Source organism: Streptomyces alboflavus (genome assembly GCF_000716675.1).
GTDB lineage: Bacteria > Actinomycetota > Actinomycetes > Streptomycetales > Streptomycetaceae > Streptomyces > Streptomyces alboflavus.
On the sequence record NZ_JNXT01000029.1, the window covers coordinates 48,959 to 72,216 of the forward strand.

Consider the following 23,258-nt stretch of genomic DNA (forward strand, 5'->3'; position numbering starts at 1 on the left):
ACCCCAGGGTACGCCCGCGATGTCTTTGGACTTCACTCTGGCCAACCTCCGGCCCGAGGGGTGCATTCCCACTCGGGTGCTCGGGGGCGGGCCGGGGCCGGTCGGGCCGGGGCCCGGCGGCTAGGCGAGCGCGGTCTCGGGGGCCCCGGCCGCCTCCGGCACGGGCCCGGGCGCCTCGGCGGCGGGCTTCTCCACCACCCGCGGCTTCAGGTCCGCGTTCTCCAGTACGTCCCGCAGGTGCCGCTCGGCCACCGGCAGCACGTCGGCGATCGTGATGTCGCGGCCCACCTCGTGCGCGATGGACGTCACACCCGCGTCGCGGATGCCGCACGGCACGATCCGGTCGAACCAGGTGTTGTCCGGGTTCACGTTCAGGGCGAAGCCGTGCATGGTCACGCCCTTGGCGACACGGATGCCGATCGCGGCGACCTTGCGGTCCTCGCGGCGCTGGCCGGCGTTGGAGGGCGCGTACTCCGGGCCGTTGAGACGGGGGTCGAACTCGTCGTCCGTGAGGCGCGGGTCGAAGTCGAGGCTGAGCCCGCCGAGGGCCGGGCGCGACTCCACCGGATCGCCGAGGACCCATACGCCGCTGCGTCCCTCGACGCGCGTGGTTTCGAGACCGAACTCGGCACACGTTCGGATAAGTGCGTCTTCCAGGCGGCGTACGTGTGCTACGACGTCCACCGGACGCGGCAGCTTCTGGATCGGGTAGCCCACGAGCTGGCCGGGACCGTGCCAGGTGATCTTGCCGCCGCGGTCCACGTCCACGACCGGGGTGCCGTCCAGCGGGCGCTCGTTCTCGGCGGTTCTGCGGCCCGCTGTGTACACCGGCGGGTGCTCAAGGAGCAGGCAGGTGTCCGGGACCTCGTCCGCGAAGCGGGCGGCGTGCACCCGTCGCTGCTCGTCCCAGGCCTCCTGGTACTCGACGGACTCCGGACCGAAACCCAGCCGGATGAATCGAATCTCGCCCACGGCACGTGCCTCCCTAAGAACCATCCGCGTGCACCGGACCCGCGCCCGCACGGAAACCTTCACCGTGCACGGATCGCGCTCCTGCCACTGTACGTCCGGCGGAATCCCGTCAGCCCTCCGGCCAATCCTCACACGATCGGATGAATGGGGCTTGAAGGTCGCGATGAGACCCGTAAGGGCCGCTACATTCGCGCCGTTCATGAGGCCATAAGGGCTGCTCAAGGCAGGCCCGGAAGGCAGGAGACCGCACAGCTGATGACGGAACGACCCCCGCAGCGCACCCCCAACCGCCAGCTAGCCGCGCTCATCGCGGAAGCCGGGTTCTCCAATGCGGGCCTGGCGCGCCGCGTCGATCAGCTAGGGCTCGAGCACGGTCTCGATCTCAGGTACGACAAGACATCGGTGACACGCTGGCTCAGAGGCCAGCAGCCCCGCGGCACGACCCCCGCACTGATCGCGGAGGTCTTCACCCGGCGCCTCGGACGGCGCCTGTCCGCACAGGACCTCGGGCTCGACGCGTGCGCGCCCGTCTACGCGGGCCTGGAGTTCGCCTCCTCGCCCGAGGAAGCCGTCGACATCGTCGGCGGCCTGTGGCGCAAGGACTCCGGCAGCCACGCCGAACTGCGCAAGATCGCCTTCACCCCGGCCGGGCTCGTGGTGCCGAGCCGGGACTGGCTGATCGGCCGCGCCGACGAACGCGTCGCCCGCGGCGAACCCCCGCAGACGCCCCGTGTACCCCCGCAGGGCCGCCCCATCGTGCCCCGGCAGCGCCGCGACACCGACCGCGGGCCCGGCCACCGGGTCACCGGCGGCGACATCGCCGCCCTGCGCTCCGTCGGCGAGCTGTTCCGCGCCCTCGACCACGCCTACGGCGGCGGGCACGCCCGCCAGGCCCTGGTGCGCTACCTGGAGCACGAGGCCGAGCCCATGCTCCGCGGCACCTACGGCGAACAGGCCGGACGCCGCCTGTTCGCGGCCGCCGCCGACCTGACCCGGCTCGCGGGCTGGACGTCGTACGACATCGCGGCGCACGGCCTCGCCCAGCGGTACTTCGTGCAGGCGCTGCGCCTGTCGCAGGCCGCGGGCGACCGCGCGTACGGCAGCTACGTCCTGGTCACCATGAGCCGCCAGGCCGTCTATCTGGGCCACGGCCGCGAGGCCGTGCAGCTCGCCCGCGTCGCCCAGCAGGGCGTCGGCTCCTCGGCGCCGCCCGTCGTGCAGGCCCTGCTGCACGCCGTCGAGGCGCGCGGGCACGGGGTGCTCGGCGAGGTGCGGGCCTGCTCGGCGTCCATGGTGCGCGCCGAGCGTGCCCTGGAGACGGCCAGGCCCGGCGACGAGGTCCCGTACTGGGCGCGGTTCTTCGACGAGGCCCAGCTCGCCGACGAGTTCGCGCACTGCAACCGCGACCTCCAGCAGTACCGCGCGGCCGCCCAGCACGCCGAGCGCTCCCTGCAGCTGCGCGCCCCCGGCTACGCCCGCAGCAGGCTCTTCTGCCGCGTCGTCCTCGCCTCCTCGCGCCTCGGCCTCGGCGAGCTGGAACAGGCCTGCCAACTGGGCGCGGAGGCGGCCCAGGCGGCGGGCGAGATGAGGTCGGTGCGGGCGGTGGAGTACGTACGCGACTTCGAGCGCCGCCTGGAGCCGTACCGGGACGCGGCACCCGTGCGCGGGTACCGCGACCGGGTCGCGGCGCTGGGCTGAGGGGAGCGGGGGGCGGCCACACCAGGTCCGCCTCCCGCCGCCGGTTGAATCCCGCCGCGACGGCGAACAACCACAACGAACCCCTCCGGCGGTGCCGGACTCACCGCAAGCGGGCGACAGCCGAGGCACCCAACGCCACATCCCACGTGGCGAGGTCGTCCAGGTCCCCGCGCAGAGCGGATCGCTCCGTGCCGATGGACCGCATCGGCAACGGAACCGACGCGGGAACGGCCCCGACCCGCTCCCCGTCCGCGTACAGGACTGTGCGACCGGGCGAGGCGACCCACGTCAGGCGGACCCACCGGTCGAGCGGCAGGACGTACGGAAAGCTGAAGTCGGTCTCTCCGTACCGGGTGAAGCCCACGCGTCCCGTGCCGTGCTGCATGAGCTTCAAGGCCCCGGCCTTGGAGCTCAGCAGGACCTGGTCGCCGGTGCGGGAGGAAGCACGGACCCGCACCGACACGGTCCAGGGCTCCGCTACGTCGACGCCGCCGAAGCCCACCCCGTCCCGGTCCGAGTCGAAGCGCCAGGCCTGCCCGCGCACACCGGGCACGGGCGTGGGATTGTCGACGATGTACGAGGTGCCGGGCAGGTCGCCCGCGACATCCTCGGCGAAGATCGTGTTGCCGGGGCTGCCCGCGTACGTCCAGCCCTTCGGGTACGCGGCGTCGTCGAAGGTCCAGTGATGGCTCGGCCGGTCCCGCACCCGGGGCCGGGTCCACGCGGGCGTGGTGCCCGGGGGGTCGCCGACGCGGGCGGCGCGGGCCCGGAAGCCGGCGAGCGTGTCCGGCGTCGGGGAGCCGTTCCAGGCGCGGTCGGCGAGGATCGCGCGGGGGCCCGCCAGGTGCTGCTCGACGTACTCGTCGTCGGCCCAGAAGTTGTAGTCCGCCCAGTTCACGACGCCGGAGCCGAGCATGTCGGGGGCGGTGCTCGGGGCCCAGGTGTCGTACATCCAGGGCTCGTCGGGGTACTTGTGGTGGTAGTTGTTCGGCGTGTTGTAGAAGGGGCCGATGGCGATCTCGTCATGGCCCGGAATGGCGGGCTCCGCGCCGGTGCCCTCCCAGGTGAGGAAGACGACCGGGGCGTGCACGCGCTGCTGCGGCGCGGGCAGGTGCTCGGAGCCGTTGTAGACCGCCGTGCGCTTGCCGTGCGAAGTGACCACGTCGTCCAGGGTGTTGATGTACCGGTTGAGCAGGTCACCGAGGGTGGAGACGTCGGGCGCGGCGGCCAGGTGCTCCTCCACGCGCGGGCACGCGGCGAGCTGACCGGGCACCTCCTCCGCGCCGATCGAGAACAGCGGCGCGTCGAACCAGCCCGCGAACTCGTCGACGATCTCCTTGCTCTTGGCGACCGCCTTCTCGCTGGTCATGTCGATGATCCAGTCCGGCGTGAGATGGGAGTGCGTATGGGCCCCCGTGCACGCGCCGGGACCCGAGCCGAAGCCGATGCCGAACGCCTCGCTGATCACCGTGGCGTGGCCGGGCAGTTCGAGACCCGGCATCAGCTGCACGTGATGACGCGCGGCGAAGGCCTTCAGGTCCTCGATGTCGGCGCGGCTGTAGCTGTGGTCGGGGTCGGCGAGCCCGGGGAACCTCGGGCTGTACAGGCGGAAGCCCTCGGACTCCGACAGATGCAGGAACAGGGTGTTCAGCTTCTGGTCGCCCATCCTGCGGATCAGGTTCTTCAGATACGGGATCCGCCAGTACTTGCGCCCTGCGTCCAGCTGCACCATGCGGACCGCCTGCGCGGGCCGGTCGGCCGAGCGGGCGCGCGGGACGGCGCGGTGGTCGGGGGCGGTGGTGCGCAGGAGTTGGAGGAGGGTGCGGGTGCCGTAGTACAGGCCGTGCGTGGAGGCGGCGGTTACGCGGACGGGTCCGGTGCTGTCGAAGCGGTGGCCCTCGGCCTGTGCCTCGGCGGGGGCGCCACGGTCGGCGGCGAGGGTGAGGACGATGTCGTCCCGGTCCGGCCGCCCGCCCGCGACGACGCGCGGGGCGATGCCGGTGATCTGCTCGATCTCCGTACGCAGCTGACCCGCGAGGGCGCGGACGGACTGGCGTGCGGGACCCGGGAATTCGGCACGTCCGGACGGCAGCGCGGTGGCCGACGCCTGCCGCGGGTCGATCAGGACACGGGTGCGGCGGGTGAGTTCGGTGCGCCCCGGGAGCGCGGTCCAGTCGGTGGGGCGGGGGACGACGGACGGCACGCCGTCGTCCGGCCGGGGAGCGTCTGTCCGGTCGCCCGGGCGAGGTGAGCCCTGGCCCTCGGCATGGGCGATCGGCGCCGACAGAGATCCCATGAATAGGCCCAGGATGAGAGTGATCACCGGCAAGGTACGACGCACGTCAGCCCTCCCGCGGCTCGGTGGTCCGGTGCCCGGATCCGCTGGGACGGTAGTGCTGTGTGGGGTCGGTGACAAGACCGCGGGACGGTTGAAGCCCCCGCGTGGGGGGCGCGGGGGCTTAGGGGGAGCCGGCCCGACGGAGTCGGACAGGTCCGATGAGTGAGCCCTGGAGAGTGGCCTCAGGCGGCCGCCGGTAGTGACTCCTCCGTGCAGGCAGGCCGGATGCCCAGGTCGGCGAGGGCGGCGTGCGCCGCCCTGCGTCCGGAGTGCAGCGCGCCCTGCACCGTGCTGGTGTCGCGGTGGTCGCCGCACACATAGAGCCCCGCCAACAGCCGTACGGGACGGCGCAGATCGTGCGGCGGCGGCATCGCGGGCACCGCCTCACGCGTGCGGTGCACGGCCAGCAACTCCCAGCGGTCGGTCGGGGCGCCGTACAGCTTCGCGAGGTGGTCGCGCACGGACCGCTCCAGGTCGTCCGGGGGCGTGCCGAGGACGGTCGAGGACACCAGGGTCCGGCCCGCGGGCGCGCGCGTGGGGTCGACGTGGCTGACGACGGCCGTGTGGGCGACCGGGCCCTCGCGGTCGGCGTCCAGGAGGAGCGCGGGCCCGTCGAGCGGCGGCTCGGGGGCCGCGTGGTGCACCACGGTGACCGGGTGGAACGGCGGTACGCGCAGGCCGGGGAGCAGTTCGGCGGCGGCGCGGGCGTCGGTGGCGAGCAGGACGCCGGCGCAGGTCAGCTCGCCGTGCTCGGCGGTGGTGACGCGGTTCGCGGACACCGAGGTGACGCGTACGCCGGTCCGTACGGTCCCGGGCGGCAGCGCGCCCGCCAGCAGCTCGGGCAGGGCGTCGGCGCCGCCCTCGGGCAGGCACAGGCGGCCGCGCGCGAAGGCGTGCAGGGCGAGGTCGGCGCACCGGCTCGACGTCGTCAGGTCCGGGTCGCACAGCAGTGCCGAGAGCAGCGGGCGCAGGAACCCCTCGACGGTGCGCGCGGGCAGCCCGCGCGCGGACAGGGCCTGGCCCGCGGGCAGTTCGGGGCGCGCGAGGAGCCGTCGCACGGGCGTCGCCGCGATCCGGGCGAGCGCCGCGCCGAGGCGGGCCTGGTCGAGTGCGCCGCCCAGCGGTGCCGTGCGGGACGGTGGCCTGGAGGGCCGTGGAGTGGTCCTGGACGGGGGCCGGGGCGGGGCGCCCGGGGCCGTGCGGACGGGCCGCGGCACCCGGGGGGCGCTCGCTAGGGCGCGCGCCGCCGTGAGTGCGCCCCTCGCGCTCCGTCCACCGCTCGGCTCCGCCATGCGGTGGTGCCTGCCGGCGCTGTGCACCAGCAGACCGGGGGCGAAGGGACGCAGAACGAGTGCGTCGAGACCAGGCGTGTGACGCAGTTCCGGATACGACGTGGTCAGCAGTTGCCCGATCCGGTCGAGCCGGAAGCCGTCCACCTTCTCGGTGGACATCCGGCCGCCGACGTAAGGGGCGGCCTCCAGGACAACGGTCGTTACACCGGCGCTGGTCAGCTGGTGGGCGGCCGACAGTCCCGCGACCCCGGCTCCCACGATGACGACATCCACATGGTGCGCAGGCTCTGGCACGTGCTCCTCCCGGAGGTTGCGCGGCTCGCTCGACTGCTGGGGAGCCTTATGCCCTCACGAGGGCGGCGGAATCCCCGAGTTCCGGTCGAGGGTAGGAGCGCGGACGGCCTCTGGGAGTCGCGCATGGACCGGGCATGGTCGCACGGCGGTCGCACGGTCGGGCGGGGGCGGTCCGGGCGTCAGGCCAGCGCGGCTCTGACGGCGTCCTCGATGCCGGGGTGGGTGAACGCGAACCCGGACTCCGTGAGCCGTGTGGGCAGCACGCGCTGGCTGCCGAGGACGTCCCCCGCCATCTCGCCGAGAGCCACCCGCAGCGCGGGCGCGGGCGCGGTGAACACCGTCGGGCGGTGCAGGACCCGGCCCATCGTGGCCGTCACCTCGCGGTTGGTGACCGGCTCGGGGGCCGTCAGGTTGAACGGCCCCGACAGGTCGTCCCGCGCGAGCAGATGCCGCAGCGCCGCCACCTCGTCGTAGAGCGCGATGAAGCTCCAGTACTGCCGGCCGTTGCCGAGCCGCCCACCGAGACCCGCCTTGAAGAGCGGGAACATCCGTCCCCAGGCGCCGCCCCCGCGCGCGACCACCAGGCCGGTGCGCGTGAACACCGTGCGCACGCCCGCCTCCTGGGCCGCGGCGGCCGCCTGCTCCCACGCCACGCACATCGACGGCAGGAACCCCTCTCCAGGAGGGGCCGTCTCGTCCACCGCGCGCTGACCGGTGTCTCCGTAGTAGCCGATCGCGCTGCCGTTCAGGAACACCCGCGGCGGCTCGTCCATCGCCGCGACGGCGGCCGCGAGCGTCCTGGTGCCGAGCACCCTGCTGTCGCGCAGCTCGCGCTTGTACGCGTCGTTCCAGCGCCGGTCGCCGATCCCCGCGCCCGCCAGGTTCACGACGGCGTCGCAGCCCGCGAGCCCGGCGGCGTCCACGTACCCCTCCTTGGGGTCCCAGCGCACCTCGTCCTTCGCGCGCGGGGCCCGGCGCACCAGACGCACCACCTCGTGGCCGTCCTCGGACAGCGAGCGTGTGAGCGCGGAGCCGATGAGGCCCGAGGCGCCGGACACCGCGACGCGGCGCGGCCCGTGCGAGGGCTCCGCCGGGTCCACCTGGTTCCCCGGGTCCACCTGGCTTCCCGGGTCCACCTGGCCTCCCGGGCCCGCCGGGGGCGCCGGATCCGTCGACTCCGGGGGTGACGCGTGCTGCTCCATGGGGCCATCCTGCCGTGAAAGGGACGGTTGTGCCGTCGTACGCCCGCCGTACAGTGGCGCTCATGCAGCAGACGTACATACGCACCGCGCGGGCCGACGACGATGCCGTCCTGGCCCGCATGGACCGCGCGAACTGGTCCACCGTGCACTCCGTGCAGCCGTGTCCGCAGCCACCCTACGAGCCGTTCTTCTCCGAACGCTTCGGCCCCCGCGACCACTTGGTCGCCGAGCTCGACGGTCACGTCGTCGGCTACATAAGGCTCGGCTTCCCCACCCCGCTCGCCGTGAACGCACACGTGCGCCAGATCCTCGGATTCGTCGTCGCCGACGAGGCACGCGGCAAGGGCGTGGGGCGCGGACTGCTCCAGGCCGCGGTGGCGGAGGCGCGCCGCCAGGGCGCGCGCCGCATCACGCTGCGGGTGCTCGGGCACAACACCGCGGCGCGCACGCTCTACGAGTCCGAGGGGTTCGTGACCGAGGGCGTGCTGCCCGGCGAGTTCCTCCTGGACGGCCGCTACGTGGACGACGTCCTGATGGGCCGCCCGCTCTGACACCTGACGGACCGGCCCGGCGTGCGCCCGCCACGCGCGCGTAGGAGCGTGGACCTGTCCTTTGCTGAGCGTGGACGGCTGAGCGCGGACACGTGTGCCGCGCGCGAGGACGCCTCCTGTGCGGACGTGGGCACGTCCTCGGGCCCGCCGGGAAGGAGCACCGATGATCAGGGCGGCGGCCAGGCGGCGCGGCGCGCGCGACGTGGGCTGGCACCGCGGCGCGCCGACGCCTCCCTGGGCGCGCTGGCCCGCACCGGTCCTCCTGGTCCTGACCTGCACCGTCCAGCTCGCGACCCCCAAGACCCTGGACCTCAGCTTCCTGCTCGCCGCCGTGCCGCCGCTCGCCGCCCTCGCCTACGGGCCCGCGGCCACCGCGCTCCTCGGCGGCACCGTCCTGCTGCTGCTCTCCCTGCCGCACTTCGATCTGGGGCACCCCGGGACGAGCGACACCGCGACCGTCGCCTTCGTGGCGGTGCTCAGCGTGCTCTTCTCCTGGGTGCGCAGCCGCCGCGACGCCCAGCTCGTCACGGTCCGCACGGTCGCCGAGGCGGCCCAGTTCGCGGTCCTGCCCCCGCTGCCGGAACGCGTGGGTCCGGTGCGCTGCGCGGGCCTGTACCGGGCGGCGCAGCGCGGCACCCTGGTCGGCGGTGACCTCTTCGACGTGCGCCGGGGGCCGTGCGGGGTGCGGGCCCTGGTCGGGGACGTGCAGGGGCACGGGCTCGCGGCCGTCGGGACCGTCGCGGCGCTGCTCGGCGCCTTCCGGGAGGCGGTCCTCGACCAGGGCGACCTGGAGGGGGTCGCCGCGCGCCTCGACCGGCGCCTGGTCATCGACTCCGAGGACGCCGAACACGGTGAGCCGGGCGAACTCTTCGCCACCGCCGTCCTCCTGGAGTTCGGCGCCACGGCCGGCGAACTGCGCCTCGTCTCCTGCGGCCACCCGCCGCCCCTGCTGCTGCGTGACGGCGCGGTCACCGCACTGGACGTCACGCCGGGACCGCCCCTCGGCCTCGGCATCGCGGGGGTGGCGCCGCCGGATCCGGTCGTCGTCGGCCTCGAACCCGGCGACTGGCTGCTGACCGTCACGGACGGCGTGACCGAGGCGAGGGACGCGTCCGGGGCCTTCTACCCGCTGGAGGAGCGGCTGCCCGCGATCTTCGCGGCGGAGCGGCACGATCCGGCCGCCTTCACGGACGCGATCTGGAACGATCTGGTCCGGTTCTCCGGTGGGGTGCGGGACGACGTGGCGCTGTTGGTGTTCGTGGTGGAGGAAGGGGCGGGGGCGTAGCGAGGGAGCGGGGCGGGCCGCGGTGGGGGCGCGGCCGGACGGCGAGGGCCTGGGGAGCGTGGGTCGCCCGGCCCGGCCGCCTCATCGCTCCAGGAGCCTGAGGCCGCCCGTGAGTTCGCGCAGGCAGCGGACCGCGAGGTCCGCGGGGGAGCGGGGGCCGCGCGGCGGGTCGTCCGTGGCGGCCCAGGTCTCCAGGGCGATCCGGATGGCGTCGGTGGCGGCCGCGGCGGCGAGCCGGACCTCCAGCTCGTCGGCGCCCTCCCCCGCGAGCCGGGCGAGCACCGGGACCAGCTGCTCCTCCGACTCCTGGTTCACCCGGTACCAGACCGCGCGCAGGGCCGGGTCGTCCTGGGCGGCGCGGAGCAGGCCGCGGGTCCACTCCAGGGCCTCGTCGGTCCGCGTGTCCACGGGGGTGAGGGCCTCGGCGATGGAGCGTTCGAGCGCCGTCGGCACCCCTGCGTCCAGCTCCGCGAGGCGGGCCCGCCACTGGGCGGCGCCTCCGGCGAGGAGCGGCGCGACCGCGTCCTGCTTGTTGCGGAAGTAGCGGTAGAAGGTGCGCAGCGCCACGCCCGCACGGTGCGCGATCTCCTCGGCGGTGGTGCCGTCCGGACCCCGCTCGGCGAAGAGTTCGGCGGCGGCGCGGGCGATGTCGAGCTGCGTGGCCGCTTTGCGGCGCTCGGTCAGCGAGGGGCGGGCCGGCTGTGGTGCTCGCGTGGGCTGCGGCGGTTGGGTGCTCACGTTCGAAGCCTACGCGGGACCGGGCCAGAATTCACGAAATGACGCTATGGCAAAATGTGCCATGAGGGCGTACATTGAAATCAGATGAAGCGTGCCGGACCCGCAGCGGGCCGGCTGTCGGAGGCTGATCGGAGAGACCCATGAACCTGACGCGTCACGCGGACCGCCGCGCCCTCGTCACCGGCGGCGGCTCGGGCATCGGCCAGGCCACCGTGCTCCGCCTGCTCGCGGAGGGCGGCAGCGTGGTGGCCGCCGACATCAGCGAGGCGGGCCTGAAGGACACGGAGCAGAAGGCGGGCGCCGCCGCGGGCCGGCTGACGACGCTGGTGGTCGACGTCGCGGACGAGGCGTCGGTGCGCGCGGGCGTGGCCGCTGCGGTCGCCGCGCTCGGCGGCCTGGACGTGCTGGTCAACGCGGCGGGCGTGCTGCGCTCCTCACACACGCACGAGACCAGCCTCGACTCCTTCGAGCAGGTGCTCCGGATCAACCTGACCGGCACGTTCCTGATGATCCGCGAGGCGATCCCGGCCCTCCTGGAGGGCGAGGACGCGGCCGTGGTCAACTTCAGCTCCACCTCGGCGGCGTTCGCCCATCCGTACATGGCGGCGTACGCGGCCAGCAAGGGCGGCATCCAGTCCATGACCCACGCCCTGGCGAGCGAGTACGCGAAGCGGGGCATCCGCTTCACCGCCGTCCAGCCCGGATCGATCTCCAGCGGCATGACCGACGGCAGCGGCGCCAGCGGGCAGAGCCACGGGCCCGGCCTGCCCGAGGACGCGGACTTCAGCCTGTTCGCGAAGCTGACCCCGGCGATCGGTCAGGGCTTCGCGGGCCCGGAGACGGTGGCGTCCGTCGTCGCGATGCTCGCGTCCGAGGACGGCGCGTTCATCACGGGCACGGAGATACGGGTGGACGGGGGCACACACTTCTGAGGCCGCGGCCCGGACGGCCCACGGGCGCGCGGGGCCGGCGTCAGCGGGCCGCGAACCGCTCCCACAGCTTGGGGTAGCGCTCCGCGAGCACGCGGTCGTCCTCGAAGTCGATCGGGGTGCCCTCCGGCTCCGGCGGGGCGGGTGCGATGCCGAGGTCGGGGGCGACCACGCCGGTCATCCGCTCGTAGGCCTCGTCGGCGGCGTAGCCCAGCTCCTCGCCGTCGCCGTCGATCTCCTCGTCGAAGTCGTCCAGGAGCTCCGCCAGCGAGTCCGGGTCGTGCACGGCGCCCTCGAAGACCTCCCGCCCCTGCCCGATCAGCCAGCACCGGAAGTAGTCGAAGGCGTCGTCGCTCGCCCCGTCGAGCACGATCCAGGCGGCGCCCCACAGATCCCAGCGGTAGGCGCGGTTGTAGCGGGCCTCGAAGTGCCGCGCGAAGTCCAGAACGGCGTCCGGGTCGTATTCGAGCAGCTTGTCGATGAGCAGCTCGGCCTGGTCCTCGGGGTCGCCCTCGGCGGCCTCGCGGGTGCTGTCCACGATCTCCCAGAACTCCGTCTCGTCCATCACGGGTCAAGCATCGGTCCTGGGGGGTGGGGGCGCACGCGGAGTGCGCCGGAATGCGGCTGTGTCGTTATGTGTGCACATGCCCGTGGAAAGACCGACAGGAGGTGTCGGCATTCGCTGCGAGGCTTCACCCATGGAGAACACACAGCGGTCGGCAGGCCGGGCGAGCGGAGCGGAGAGCGCAGTGACGACGAAGCCGGGATCCGAGGGGACCGGGACGACGGGGGCAGCCGGGGTGGCTGCTTCCGGCGGTGGTCTGGCCGGGAAGATCGCGCTGGTGGCGGGGGCCACGCGCGGGGCCGGGCGGGCCATGGCGGTGGAGCTGGGCCGCGCGGGGGCGACCGTGTACGTGACGGGGCGGACGACGCGGCAGCACACGAGCGAGGTCGGCCGCACCCAGGAGACCATCGAGGGCACGGCGGAACTGGTCGGCGCGGCGGGCGCCGAGGCGGGCACGGGCGGCACGGGGATCGCGGTGCCGACGGATCACCTCGATCCCGAGCAGGTGCGCGCCCTCGTCGAGCGGATCGAGCGGGAGCAGGGCCGCCTCGACATCCTCGTCAACGACATCTGGGGAGGGGACATCCATGTCGAGTGGGACAAGAAGATGTGGGAGCACGACCTGGACAAGGGCCTCAGGATCCTCCGGCTCGGCATGGAGACGCACATCGTCACCAGCCGCTTCGCGCTGCCGCTCCTCGTCAGGAACCCCGGCGGCCTCGTCGTCGAGGTGACCGACGGCACCGAGGAGTACAACCAGCGCTACCGCAAGCCGTTCTACTACGACCTCGCGAAGGCGGCCCCGCTGCGCATGTCCCGCGCGCTCGCGGAGGAGGTGAAGGAGTACGACTGCACGGCGCTGTGCCTGACGCCGGGCTGGCTGCGCTCGGAGGCGATGCTCGACACGTACTTCAAGGTCACCGAGGACGACTGGATGGCGGGCACCAAGCAGAACCCGCACTTCGCGATCTCCGAGACACCGACGTTCGTGGGCCGGGCCCTGGTGGCCCTGGCCACCGACCCCGAGGTGGCGCGGTGGAACGGCGCGTCCCTGTCCAGCGGCGGCCTCGCCAAGGAGTACGGCTTCACGGACGTGGACGGCTCGGCCCCCGACGCCTGGCGGTACATCACGGAGGTGGACCAGGAGAGCAAGGAGGCGGACGTGACGGGCTATCGGTAGAGCGCGGCCATGCGGGCCGTCGTCGCCGCGAGGCGGTCCCGCAGCTCCGGCGGCCCGAGGACCTCGGCCTCCGGGCCCAGCATGAGCAGTTGGGAGTAGGCGACCACGGTGGACTCGACGGGCAGGGTGATGGTGACCCGGCCCCGCTCGTCGGGTTCGGCGTCCGCGAGGGCCTCGTGGGCGGCGGCGCGGTCGGTGACGTAGGGGAGTTGCCGGGCGCCGTCGGGGGACAGGCGCAGGACGACGCTCTCGCGCAGGATGGCGCGGGCGAACTGGGCGGCGCGCTCCTCCCAGAAGCCGGGGAGGTCGAAGTCCTCGTCCCGCACGAAGCGGTTCTCGCCGTGGGGTTCGACGGAGGTGAAGCGATCGATGCGGTAGACCCGGTAGGAGCCGGAGCCGGAGCCGGAGCCGGAGCCGGAGCCGGAGCCGGGGTCCGGGACGCGGGCGCACAGGTACCAGACGCCGGCCTTCAGGACGAGGCCGTAGGGCTCCAGTTCGCGGCCGACCTCGGAGTCCTGGCGGCGGTAGCGGGCGAGCAGGCGGCGGTCGTCCCAGACGGCGTCCGCGACGGCGGGCAGCAGGGCCGGGGCCGGGGTCTCCCTGAACCAGCCCGGGGCGTCCAGGTGGAAGCGCTGGGCGGCGCTCTGGGACGCGTCGCGCAAGGAGGGGAGCAGGGCGGCGGAGACCTTCAGGCGGGCGGCGGACGCGGCGTCCTCCAGGCCCATCTCGCGCAGCGCGCCCGGGACTCCGGACAGGAACAGGGCCTCCGCCTCGCTGCGGGCAAGCCCCGTCAGACGGGTCCGGTACCCCCCGATGAGCCGGTAGCCGCCCGTCCGCCCCCGGTCCGCGTACACGGGCACCCCCGCCTCGGACAGGGCCTGGGCGTCCCGCGTGATCGTGCGCTCCGAGACCTCGAGCTCCTCCGCGAGCTCGGCGGCGGTCATGGAGGCCCGAGCCTGAAGCAGAAGCACCATCTTGATGAGCCGGGCAGCGCGCATGCCTCCATGATGCCCGGCACTCGGGGCAGGGGCGCAGCCCAGTGGGGCGAACCCGGGGTCGGCAGTAACGGGTGGGCGGGTGGGAGAAACCGCCGCGGAGCGGCGGGGAACGGTTGCCGCCCGGCGGCAACACAAGGGTGGGGCCCCGTCACCCCGACGGGACCCCACCCTGCGTACCGAGCCGGAGGCTTACCGACCCTGCGTACCGAGCCGGAGGCTTACAGCCCGTACTTGGCCCGAGCCTCCTTCACCGCCGCAGCGGGCACAACCCCCTGCGCGGCGAGCCGAGCCAACGCCGCGACGACGATCGACTCCGCGTCGACGCCGAAGTGGCGGCGGGCCGCGTCACGCGTGTCGGACAGGCCGAACCCGTCGGCGCCGAGCGAGGAGTAGTCCTGCTCGACCCACTGGGCGATCTGGTCGGGGACCTGGCGCATGTAGTCGGAGACCGCGAGGACGGGGCCTTCGGCACCCTGCAGCGCCTGCCGCACGTACGGCACCCGCTCCTCGCCGCGCAGCAGCGCCGCGTCCGCCTCCAGGGCGTCGCGCCGCAGTTCGGTCCAGGAGGTCGCGGACCACACGTCGGCGGCCACGCCCCACTCCTCGGCGAGCATCCGCTGGGCCTTGAGCACCCAGTGGATGGCCGTGCCGGAGCCGAGCAGCTGGATCCGCGCGGCGTTGGCGGCGGGCGAAAGTCCAGCCGTCTCCGCCGTGTTGAAGCGGTAGAGCCCCTTCACGATGCCCTCGTCGACACCCGCGGGCTTCGCGGGCTGCGGCATGGGCTCGTTGTAGACGGTCAGGTAGTAGAAGACGTCCTTGTCCTCGCCGGGCGCGCCCTCGCCGTACATGCGGCGGAGGCCTTCCTTGACGATGGCGCCGATCTCGTAGGCGAACGCGGGGTCGTACGAGAGCGCGGCGGGGTTCGTCGCGGCGATCACCGGCGAGTGGCCGTCGGCGTGCTGCAGACCCTCACCGGTCAGCGTCGTGCGCCCGGCGGTGGCGCCGATGAGGAAGCCGCGGCCGAGCTGGTCGCCGAGCTGCCACATCTGGTCGGCGGTCCGCTGCCAGCCGAACATCGAGTAGAAGATGTAGAAGGGGATCATCGCCTCGCCGTGCGTCGCGTACGACGACGAAGCGGCGATGAAGTCCGCCATCGAACCGGCCTCGGTGATGCCCTCGTTGAGGATCTGGCCGTTCTTGGCTTCCTTGTAGTACATGAGCTGGTCGCGGTCGACCGGCTCGTACGTCTGGCCCTTCGGCGAGTAGATGCCGAGCGAGGGGAACAGCGACTCCATGCCGAAGGTGCGGGCCTCGTCCGGGACGATCGGCACCCAGCGCTTGCCGGTCTCCTTGTCGCGTACGAGGTCCTTGACCAGCCGTACGAGCGCCATGGTCGTGGCGACCGACTGCGATCCTGAGCCCTTGTCGAAGGCCGCGAAGGCCTTGTCGGCGGGGGCGGGCAGCGGCGCGACGGCGTGCGTGCGGCGGGCCGGGGCCGGGCCGCCGAGGGCCGCGCGGCGCTCCTGGAGGTAGCGGACCTCGGGCGAGTCGGCGCCGGGGTGGCCGTAGGGCACGAGCCCGTCCACGAACTGCGCGTCGGAGATCGGCAGGTCGAGCAGATCCCGCATGTTCTTGAACTCGTCCGTCGACAGCTTCTTCATCTGGTGGTTCGCGTTCTTGGACGCGAAGCCCTCACCGAGGGTGAAGCCCTTGACGGTCTGCGCCAGGATGACGGTCGGCGCGCCCTTGTGGGACAGCGCGGCCTTGTACGCGGCGTACACCTTGCGCGGCTCGTGGCCACCGCGGGAGAGGTGGAAACACTCCAGGATCTTGTCGTCGGAGAGCAGCTTCGCCATCTCGACGAGCGCCGGGTCCGAGCCGAAGAAGTCCTGGCGGATATAGGCGGCGTCACGCGTCTGGTACGTCTGGACCTGCGCGTCCGGCACCTCGCGCAGACGGCGGACCAGGGCACCCGTGGTGTCGAGCGCGAACAGCTCGTCCCAGGCGTTGCCCCACAGCGACTTCACGACGTTCCAGCCGGCGCCGCGGAACTGGGCCTCCAGCTCCTGCACGATCTTGAAGTTGGCGCGCACCGGGCCGTCGAGGCGCTGCAGGTTGCAGTTGATGACGAAGGTGAGGTTGTCCAGCTCCTCACGCGCCGCAAGGGCGAGGGCCGCCGTCGACTCCGGCTCGTCCATCTCGCCGTCGCCGAGGAACGCCCACACGTGCGAGGACGAGACGTCCTTGATGCCGCGGTTCGTCAGGTAGCGGTTGAAGCGGGCCTGGTAGATCGCCGACAGCGGGCCGAGGCCCATGGAGACGGTCGGGAACTCCCACAGCCAGGGCAGCCGCCGCGGGTGCGGGTAGGACGGCAGGCCGTCGCCGCCCGCCTCCTGGCGGAAGTTGTCGAGCTGCTGCTCGCCGAGGCGGCCGTCGAGGAAGGCGCGGGCGTAGATGCCGGGGGAGGCGTGGCCCTGGATGTACAGCTGGTCGCCGGAGCCGTCGCCCTCCTTCCCGTGGAAGAAGTGGTTGAAGCCGGTCTCGTACAGCCAGGCGGCGGACGCGAAGGTGGCGATGTGGCCGCCGACGCCGTACTTGGAGCCGCGGGTGACCATCGCGGCCGCGTTCCAGCGGTTCCACGCGGTGATGCGGGACTCCATCGCCTCGTCGCCGTCGATGACGGGCTCGGCGGAGGTCGGGATGCTGTTGACGTAGTCCGTCTCAAGAAGCTTGGGCAGGGCCAGGCCCGCGCCCTCGGCGCGCTCCAGCGTGCGGCGCATCAGGTACGCGGCACGGTGCGGCCCGGCCGCCTTGGTCACGGCGTCCAGGGAGGCCTGCCATTCGGCGGTCTCCTCCGGGTCGCGGTCCGGGAGCTGGTCGAGCTCGCTCGGCTGGATGCGGGGGTCGGTCATGACGCCGCCTTCCTGAGTCGGACGGGGTGCCCGTGCCCGAGTCGGGCGGGGTCCCTAAACGGAAAGGGTCGGGGGTGCCCTTGGTCTTTGGCAGGACAGGGCGAGGGCCCTGGTGAGGGCCCGTCGTCGACTGTAAGCCCGCGATCGATGATCGATCAAAGTCTTGAAGGGAAAACTTCCTCAGATCGACAAAAGTGGGCACAGGGTGCCGCACCGGAAGGCACGGAGTGCCTTCAAAACGAAGGGTTTACGCAGGTGGGGCGACGTATGAGCAGCCTCGCCGGAGAATGAGCGCGCGGCGCCCGCGACCCCTTCCGGCACCCGGCAGGCGCGCGTCGAGCACCCGCCACGTACCTCTCAGGCCCGCGGCGCGCACCCCAGCACATGCGCCTTCACCAGCTCCGCGATGGCCGGGTCACGCCGACGGAAGGCCGAGACAAGCGCCTCGTGCTCCTCCGCGTACGACTGCTGGACCGTGCCCAGCCACCGGATGGACAGCGCGGTGAACACCTCGATGCCGAGCCCCTCCCAGGTGTGCAGGAGCACGGAGTTGTGCGCGGCCCGCACCAGCTCCCGGTGGAAGCCGACGGTGTGCCGCACCTGCCCGGTCCCGTCGGAGGCCCGGTCGGCCTCGTACAGGGCCGCCACGTGCGGTTCCAGCGCCGAGCAGTCGTCGGCGAGCCGCTCGGCGGCCAGCTCGGCGGCGATGGCCTCGAGACCGGCCCGGACGGGGTAGCTCTCCTCCAGGTCGGCGGCGGTCAAGTTCCGTACCCGCACGCCCTTGTTGGGCGCGGACTCGATGAGCCGCAGGGACTCCAGCTCCCGCAGCGCCTCCCGCACGGGCGTCTGGCTGACCTCCAGCTCGACCGCGATCCGCCGCTCCACGATCCGCTCGCCCGGCTTCCAGCGCCCGCTCACGATGCCTTCCACGATGTGCTCGCGGATCTGTTCCCGCAGCGAGTGAATGACGGGGGCGGTCATGTGAGCTCCTAAGAGACAGGGCGACGACCTTTAGACAATACGGCCGCGCCCCCGCCCGGAAACCTCCGGACGGGGGCGTACTCGCTGATGAGACGAGTGTTACAGCCGTAAACGGGCGATTACAGGCCGAGCTCGACCTCGAACTCGCCGGCCTCCAGGATCGCCTTGACCGTGGTCAGGTAGCGGGCGGCGTCGGCGCCGTCCACCAGACGGTGGTCGTAGGAGAGCGTCACGTACGTCATGTCCCGCACCGCGATGGTCTCGCCGAGGTCGGGGTGGTTGATGACGACCGGGCGCTTGACGGTGGCGCCGATGCCCAGGATGCCGACCTGGTTCGGGGGCACGATGATCGTGTCGAACAGGGCGCCGCGCGAGCCGGTGTTGGAGATGGTGAACGTCGCGCCCGACATCTCGTCCGGGCTGATCTTGCTGGTGCGGACCTTGTTGGCCAGGTCGGCGGTCGCCTTGGCGATACCGGCCAGATTCAGGTCACCGGCGCCCTTGATGACCGGCGTCATCAGACCCTTCTCGGAGTCCACGGCGATGCCGATGTTCTCCGAGTCGAAGTACGTGATGGTGCCCTCGTCCTCGTTGATGCGGGCGTTGACGACCGGGTGGGCCTTCAGCGCCTGCGCCGCCGCCTTGACGAAGAACGGCATCGGGGACAGCTTGACGCCCTCGCGGGCGGCGAAGGAGTCCTTGGCCGCGGCACGGAGCTTCATCAGCTTCGTGATGTCGACCTCGATGACGCTGGAGAGCTGCGCCTGGCCGTGCAGCGCCTTCATCATGTTGTCGCCGATGACCTTGCGCATGCGGGTCATCTTGACCGTCTGGCCGCGCAGCGGGGACGCCTCGATGACCGGGGCCTTCTTCGCGGCGGCCGCGGGAGCGGCGGCGGCAGGGGCGGCGGCCGGAGCCGGGGCCTTGGCGGCCTCGGCGGCGGCGAGCACGTCCTGCTTGCGGATGCGGCCACCGACGCCGGAGCCCTTGACCGAGCCCAGGTCGACGCCGTTCTCCGAGGCGAGCTTGCGCACCAGCGGGGTGACGTAGGCGCCGTCGTCGGCCGGGGTGACCGGGGCCGGGGCGGCGGGGGCGGGGGCGGCGGGCTGCGCCGGAGCGGCCGGGGCCGCGGGCTGCACCGGAGCCGGGGCGGCAGCGGCGGGCTGCGCCGGGGCGGCCGGAGCGGCGGGAGCCGCGGGGGCAGCCGGAGCCGCGGGAGCGGCAGGGGCCGGAGCCTCGGCCGGGGCGGCCGGGGCGGCAGCCGGAGCGGCGGCGGGCGCGGCCCCGGGCGCACCGATGACGGCGAGCTTGGCGCCGACCTCGGCGGTCTCGTCCTCACCGACGACGATCTCGAGCAGCACGCCCGCGACCGGCGACGGAATCTCGGTGTCGACCTTGTCCGTGGAGACCTCGAGGAGGGGCTCGTCGGCCGCGACCTCCTCGCCGACCTCCTTCAGCCAGCGGGTGACGGTGCCCTCGGTGACGGACTCGCCGAGCGCGGGCAGGGTGACCTCGGTGCCCTCGGCGGAACCGCCGGAAGCAGCCGGGGCCTCGGCCTGCGGGGCGGCCTGCTGGGGGGCCTCCTGCGCCGGGGCGGGGGCCTCCTCCTGCGCGGGGGCGGCCGGGGCCTCCTCCTGCGCCGGGGCGGCGGAGCCGCCCGCGTCGCCGGAGCCGTCGTCGATGACGGCCAGCTCGGCGCCGACCTCGACGGTCTCGTCCTCGGCGACCTTGATGGAGGCGAGCACACCGGCGGCGGGGGAGGGGATCTCGGTGTCGACCTTGTCGGTCGAGACCTCGAGCAGCGGCTCGTCGGCCTCGACGCGCTCGCCTTCGGCCTTCAGCCAGCGGGTGACAGTGCCTTCAGTGACGCTCTCACCGAGCGCCGGAAGGGTTACGGAAACCGACATGGTTTCTGTTGCTCCTTAACTACGTACGTATGTGGTCGTCGCGCCCGTGTGACTGAAGGCTCAGTCGTGGGAGTGCAGCGGCTTGCCGGCGAGGGCGAGATGGGCCTCGCCGAGCGCCTCGTTCTGCGTCGGGTGGGCGTGGATGAGCTGGGCCACCTCGGCGGGCAGCGCTTCCCAGTTGTAGACCAGCTGGGCCTCGCCCACCTGCTCACCCATGCGGTCGCCGACCATGTGGACGCCGACCACGGCACCGTCCTTGACCTGGACGAGCTTGATCTCGCCCGCGGTCTTGAGGATCTTGCTCTTGCCGTTGCCCGCGAGGTTGTACTTCAGAGCGACGACCTTGTCCGCGCCGTAGACCTCCTTGGCCTTGGCCTCGGTGATGCCCACGGAGGCGACCTCGGGGTGGCAGTACGTCACCCGGGGCACGCCGTCGTAGTCGATCGGGACGGTCTTGAGACCGGCCAGACGCTCCGCCACCAGGATGCCCTCGGCGAAGCCGACGTGCGCGAGCTGGAGCGTCGGGACCAGGTCGCCGACGGCCGAGATCGTCGGCACGTTGGTCTGCATGTACTCGTCGACCAGGACGTAGCCGCGGTCCATCGCGACGCCCTGCTCCTCGTACCCGAGGCCCTGCGAGACCGGGCCGCGGCCGATGGCGACGAGCAGCACCTCGGCCTCGAAGGTCTTGCCGTCGGCGAGGGTGACGCGCACGCCGTTCTCGGTGTACTCGGCCTTGTCGAAGAAGGTGCCGAGGTTGAACTTGATGCCGCGCTTGCGGAAGGCGCGCTCAAGAAGCTTGGAGCTGTTCTCGTCCTCGACCGGCACCAGGTGCTTGAGGCCCTCGACGACCGTCACGTCGGTGCCGAAGGACTTCCAGGCGGAGGCGAACTCGACGCCGATGACGCCGCCGCCGAGGACGATCGCCGACTCCGGCACGCGGTCGAGGACCAGCGCGTGGTCGGAGGAGAGGATGCGGTTGCCGTCGATCGTGAGGCCCGGCAGCGACTTCGGCACGGAGCCGGTCGCGAGGAGGATGTGGCGGCCCTGGATCCGCTGGCCGTTCACGTCCACGGAGGTCGGGGACGACAGGCGGCCCTCGCCCTCGATGTAGGTGACCTTGCGGGATGCGACCAGGCCCTGCAGGCCCTTGTACAGGCCGGCGATCACGTCGTCCTTGTACTTGTGGACGCCCTTGATGTCGATGCCCTCGAAGGTCGCCTTGACGCCGAACTGGTCGGCCTCGCGCGCCTGGTCGGCGATCTCGCCGGCGTGCAGCAGCGCCTTCGTGGGGATGCAGCCGTTGTGCAGGCAGGTGCCGCCGAGCTTGTTCTTCTCGATCAGTGCGACGTCGAGACCCAGCTGCGAGGCGCGCAGGGCCGCGGCGTAACCGCCACTTCCACCGCCGAGGATCACTAGGTCGAAAACGGTGCTGGCGTCGTTCGCCACGTCACGTCCTCCATGCATGTGCGCCGTGCGCCGGACCCCTCTGAGCCGGGGACGACCGGTCGGTCGGCTGGTATACGGCCGCTCTTCTTCGGCCCTGTGGTGGGGGCCCTGTCCTGCCGAGAACCCATCTTCGCACTTGTCGGCGACAGGCGGGACGCCGGGCCGGGCGATGGGGCGGCCGACGGCCCGTCGGCAGGGTCAGAACCACGGGTGCACGTGCGGATTTCATTCACAGCGAAATCCGCACGTGCTTGCGTACGCGCACGGCGGTACGCCCATGGGTACGGCCCCGGACCCGAGGGCGTCCGGGGCCGTACCCAGCGAAACGAATCAGCCGAGGTCACCCGCGGCGGTGCGCTCGGCGAGGCGCACCAGGGTGCGGACGGCGGAGCCGGTGCCGCCCTTCGGGGTGTAGCCGAAGGGGGCGGCCTCGTTGTAGGCGGGGCCCGCGATGTCCAGGTGGGCCCAGGTGATGCCCTCGCCGACGAACTCGCGCAGGAAGAGTCCGGCGACCAGGCCGCCGCCCATGCGCTCGCCCATGTTGGCGATGTCGGCGGTGGGGGAGTCCATGCCCTTGAGCAGGTGCTCCGGCAGCGGCATCGGCCAGGACGGCTCGCCGACCTCCTCCGCGATCTCGTGCACCGAGGTGCGGAAGGCGTCGTCGTTGGCCATGATGCCGAAGGTGCGGCCGCCCAGGGCCATCATCATGGCGCCGGTCAGGGTCGCCACGTCGACGATCGCGTCGGGCTTGTCCTCGGAGGCCTTGGTGATCGCGTCGGCCAGGACCAGACGGCCCTCGGCGTCGGTGTTCAGGACCTCGACGGTCTTGCCGCTGTACATCCGCAGGACGTCGCCGGGGCGGGTGGCGGAGCCGGACGGCATGTTCTCGGCGAGCGCGAGCCAGCCGGTGACGTTGACCTCGAGGCCCAGGCGGGCGGCGGAGATCACGGCGGCGAACACGGCGGCGGCGCCGCTCATGTCGCACTTCATGGTCTCGTTGTGCCCGGCGGGCTTCAGCGAGATGCCGCCCGAGTCGTACGTGATGCCCTTGCCGACGAAGGCGAGGTGCTTCTTGGCCTTCGACGAGGTGTACGACAGCTTCACGAGGCGCGGCGGGGCGTCCGAGCCCACGCCGACGCCGAGGATGCCGCCGAAGCCGCCCTTGGCGAGCGCCTTCTCGTCCAGGACCTGGACCTTGACGCCGTGCTCCTTGGCGGCGGCGCCGGCGACCGCGGCGAAGGCCTCCGGGTTGAGGTCGTTCGGCGGGGTGTTGATCAGGTCGCGGGCGCGGTTGAGCTCTTCGGTGACGGCGGTCGCGCGCTCGACGGCGGCCTTGTGGGCCTTGTCGCGCGGCTTGGCGCCGAGCAGGGCGACCTCGGCGAGCGGCGCCTTGCCGCCCTTGCCGGCGGCCTCGGCCTTGCCCTTGCCCTTGGCGGACTTGGTGTCCTTGCCGTCGCCCTTGTAGGCGTCGAAGGAGTACGCGCCGAGCAGCGCGCCCTCCGCGACGGCGCCCGTGTCGGCCGCGTCGGCGATCGGCAGGGCGAAGCCCGCCCTCTTGGTGCCCGCGAGGGCACGGGCGGCGGCGCCGGCCGCGCGGCGCAGGGTGTCCGCGTCGTACGCCGAGTCCTTCTCGGGGACCGCGCCGAGGCCGACTGCCAGGACGACCGGCGCCTTGAAGCCGGACGGCGCGGGCAGCTTCGTCACCTCGCCCTCGCCGCCCGAGGCGCCGAGGGTCTCCAGGACGGACGCGAGCTTGCCGTCGTACGCCTTGTCCACGGACTCGGCGCCAAGGGCCACGACCGGCCCCTTGGCGCCCTTCGCGACACCGACGACGATCGCGTCGGCACGCAGGCCGGACGCGGCGGCGGTGCTGAGAGTCAGAGCAGTCACGGTGCTGAAGTCCCTCTTTCATAGGAGGTTTCAATGAAGTCTTGCGGGCTTTTGGGTGGTAAGCCCGTCGCGAGCCT

The 23,258-nt window shown here is 72.7% G+C and carries 17 protein-coding genes; 5 read left to right on the forward strand and 12 right to left on the reverse strand.

Features of this window, described 5'->3' with window-relative positions:
• Nucleotides 1-120 precede the first annotated feature (120 nt).
• Nucleotides 121-972, reverse strand: coding sequence for a lipoyl(octanoyl) transferase LipB (gene lipB, locus OO63_RS22220; protein ID WP_051811088.1), 852 nt, complete (start codon nt 970-972; stop codon nt 121-123).
• 255 nt (nt 973-1,227) lie between these two features.
• Between lipB and OO63_RS22225 the strand changes: the two genes are divergently transcribed.
• Nucleotides 1,228-2,670, forward strand: a complete 1,443-nt coding sequence (locus OO63_RS22225; RefSeq protein WP_030360942.1) for an NsdA family TPR-like regulatory protein — start codon at nt 1,228-1,230, stop codon at nt 2,668-2,670.
• A 100-nt stretch (nt 2,671-2,770) separates the two neighbouring features.
• Here the strand turns inward: OO63_RS22225 and OO63_RS22230 are convergent, their stop codons facing one another.
• The 3 genes from OO63_RS22230 to OO63_RS22240 all read right to left on the reverse strand — a co-directional run bounded on the left by OO63_RS22230 (nt 2,771) and on the right by OO63_RS22240 (nt 7,796).
• Entirely contained in the window at nt 2,771-4,966 is a 2,196-nt protein-coding gene (locus OO63_RS22230; protein WP_078619294.1) for a family 20 glycosylhydrolase, read from the reverse strand.
• 224 nt (nt 4,967-5,190) lie between these two features.
• Nucleotides 5,191-6,594, reverse strand: coding sequence for an NAD(P)/FAD-dependent oxidoreductase (locus OO63_RS22235; protein WP_030360940.1), 1,404 nt, complete (start codon nt 6,592-6,594; stop codon nt 5,191-5,193).
• Between the two features lie 179 nt (nt 6,595-6,773).
• Nucleotides 6,774-7,796 carry a TIGR01777 family oxidoreductase gene (locus OO63_RS22240; protein WP_078619290.1) on the reverse strand — a complete coding sequence of 341 codons (1,023 nt, stop codon included), beginning with the start codon at nt 7,794-7,796 and terminating at the stop codon, nt 6,774-6,776.
• Between the two features lie 62 nt (nt 7,797-7,858).
• Between OO63_RS22240 and OO63_RS22245 the strand changes: the two genes are divergently transcribed.
• Nucleotides 7,859-8,347, forward strand: coding sequence for a GNAT family N-acetyltransferase (locus OO63_RS22245; protein ID WP_030360938.1), 489 nt, complete (start codon nt 7,859-7,861; stop codon nt 8,345-8,347).
• Between the two features lie 163 nt (nt 8,348-8,510).
• The gene (locus tag OO63_RS22250) at nt 8,511-9,632 is read left to right on the forward strand and encodes a PP2C family protein-serine/threonine phosphatase (protein ID WP_030360937.1); all 1,122 of its coding nucleotides are present in this window, start codon (nt 8,511-8,513) and stop codon (nt 9,630-9,632) included.
• Between the two features lie 81 nt (nt 9,633-9,713).
• On the opposite strand, the gene OO63_RS22255 is transcribed toward OO63_RS22250, so the two are convergent.
• Nucleotides 9,714-10,370, reverse strand: a complete 657-nt coding sequence (locus tag OO63_RS22255) for a TetR family transcriptional regulator (protein ID WP_030360936.1) — start codon at nt 10,368-10,370, stop codon at nt 9,714-9,716.
• Between the two features lie 140 nt (nt 10,371-10,510).
• Between OO63_RS22255 and OO63_RS22260 the strand changes: the two genes are divergently transcribed.
• Nucleotides 10,511-11,302: an SDR family NAD(P)-dependent oxidoreductase gene (locus OO63_RS22260; protein ID WP_030360935.1), complete on the forward strand. Its 792-nt coding sequence runs from the start codon at nt 10,511-10,513 to the stop codon at nt 11,300-11,302.
• A gap of 40 nt (nt 11,303-11,342) precedes the next feature.
• Here the strand turns inward: OO63_RS22260 and OO63_RS22265 are convergent, their stop codons facing one another.
• Nucleotides 11,343-11,864: a DUF4240 domain-containing protein gene (locus tag OO63_RS22265; RefSeq protein ID WP_030360934.1), complete on the reverse strand. Its 522-nt coding sequence runs from the start codon at nt 11,862-11,864 to the stop codon at nt 11,343-11,345.
• 235 nt (nt 11,865-12,099) lie between these two features.
• On the opposite strand from OO63_RS22265, the gene OO63_RS22270 reads away from it, so the two are divergent.
• Complete coding sequence (locus OO63_RS22270; protein WP_030360933.1) at nt 12,100-13,044, forward strand: SDR family oxidoreductase; 945 nt, start codon at nt 12,100-12,102, stop codon at nt 13,042-13,044.
• Here the strand turns inward: OO63_RS22270 and OO63_RS22275 are convergent.
• The 6 genes from OO63_RS22275 to OO63_RS22300 form a co-directional block, all read right to left on the reverse strand.
• Nucleotides 13,035-14,042 carry a helix-turn-helix transcriptional regulator gene (locus OO63_RS22275; protein ID WP_030360932.1) on the reverse strand — a complete coding sequence of 336 codons (1,008 nt, stop codon included), beginning with the start codon at nt 14,040-14,042 and terminating at the stop codon, nt 13,035-13,037. The genes OO63_RS22270 and OO63_RS22275 overlap by 10 nt on opposite strands.
• Before the next feature lie 218 nt (nt 14,043-14,260).
• The gene (gene aceE, locus OO63_RS22280; protein ID WP_030360931.1) at nt 14,261-16,954 is read right to left on the reverse strand and encodes a pyruvate dehydrogenase (acetyl-transferring), homodimeric type; all 2,694 of its coding nucleotides are present in this window, start codon (nt 16,952-16,954) and stop codon (nt 14,261-14,263) included.
• Between the two features lie 357 nt (nt 16,955-17,311).
• Nucleotides 17,312-17,935 carry a GntR family transcriptional regulator gene (locus OO63_RS22285; RefSeq protein ID WP_030360930.1) on the reverse strand — a complete coding sequence of 208 codons (624 nt, stop codon included), beginning with the start codon at nt 17,933-17,935 and terminating at the stop codon, nt 17,312-17,314.
• 119 nt (nt 17,936-18,054) lie between these two features.
• Nucleotides 18,055-19,842 (reverse strand): 2-oxoglutarate dehydrogenase, E2 component, dihydrolipoamide succinyltransferase, encoded by a 1,788-nt coding sequence (gene sucB / locus OO63_RS22290; RefSeq protein WP_030360929.1) that lies wholly within the window; start codon nt 19,840-19,842, stop codon nt 18,055-18,057.
• A 60-nt stretch (nt 19,843-19,902) separates the two neighbouring features.
• Complete coding sequence (gene lpdA / locus OO63_RS22295; protein ID WP_030360928.1) at nt 19,903-21,291, reverse strand: dihydrolipoyl dehydrogenase; 1,389 nt, start codon at nt 21,289-21,291, stop codon at nt 19,903-19,905.
• Between the two features lie 330 nt (nt 21,292-21,621).
• Nucleotides 21,622-23,181: a leucyl aminopeptidase gene (locus OO63_RS22300; RefSeq protein WP_030360927.1), complete on the reverse strand. Its 1,560-nt coding sequence runs from the start codon at nt 23,179-23,181 to the stop codon at nt 21,622-21,624.
• Nucleotides 23,182-23,258 lie beyond the last annotated feature (77 nt).

Bases quoted from the DNA above. Each gene is read 5' to 3' on its own strand.
- sucB (WP_030360929.1), bottom strand. From the start codon at position 19,842: ATGTCGGTTTCCGTAACCCTTCCGGCGCTCGGTGAGAGCGTCACTGAA.
- OO63_RS22250 (WP_030360937.1), top strand. From the start codon at position 8,511: ATGATCAGGGCGGCGGCCAGGCGGCGCGGCGCGCGCGACGTGGGCTGG.
- aceE (WP_030360931.1), bottom strand. From the start codon at position 16,954: ATGACCGACCCCCGCATCCAGCCGAGCGAGCTCGACCAGCTCCCGGAC.
- OO63_RS22230 (WP_078619294.1), bottom strand. From the start codon at position 4,966: ATGGGATCTCTGTCGGCGCCGATCGCCCATGCCGAGGGCCAGGGCTCA.
- OO63_RS22245 (WP_030360938.1), top strand. From the start codon at position 7,859: ATGCAGCAGACGTACATACGCACCGCGCGGGCCGACGACGATGCCGTC.
- OO63_RS22260 (WP_030360935.1), top strand. From the start codon at position 10,511: ATGAACCTGACGCGTCACGCGGACCGCCGCGCCCTCGTCACCGGCGGC.
- OO63_RS22225 (WP_030360942.1), top strand. From the start codon at position 1,228: ATGACGGAACGACCCCCGCAGCGCACCCCCAACCGCCAGCTAGCCGCG.
- OO63_RS22265 (WP_030360934.1), bottom strand. From the start codon at position 11,864: ATGGACGAGACGGAGTTCTGGGAGATCGTGGACAGCACCCGCGAGGCC.
- OO63_RS22285 (WP_030360930.1), bottom strand. From the start codon at position 17,935: ATGACCGCCCCCGTCATTCACTCGCTGCGGGAACAGATCCGCGAGCAC.
- OO63_RS22275 (WP_030360932.1), bottom strand. From the start codon at position 14,042: ATGCGCGCTGCCCGGCTCATCAAGATGGTGCTTCTGCTTCAGGCTCGG.
- OO63_RS22240 (WP_078619290.1), bottom strand. From the start codon at position 7,796: ATGGAGCAGCACGCGTCACCCCCGGAGTCGACGGATCCGGCGCCCCCG.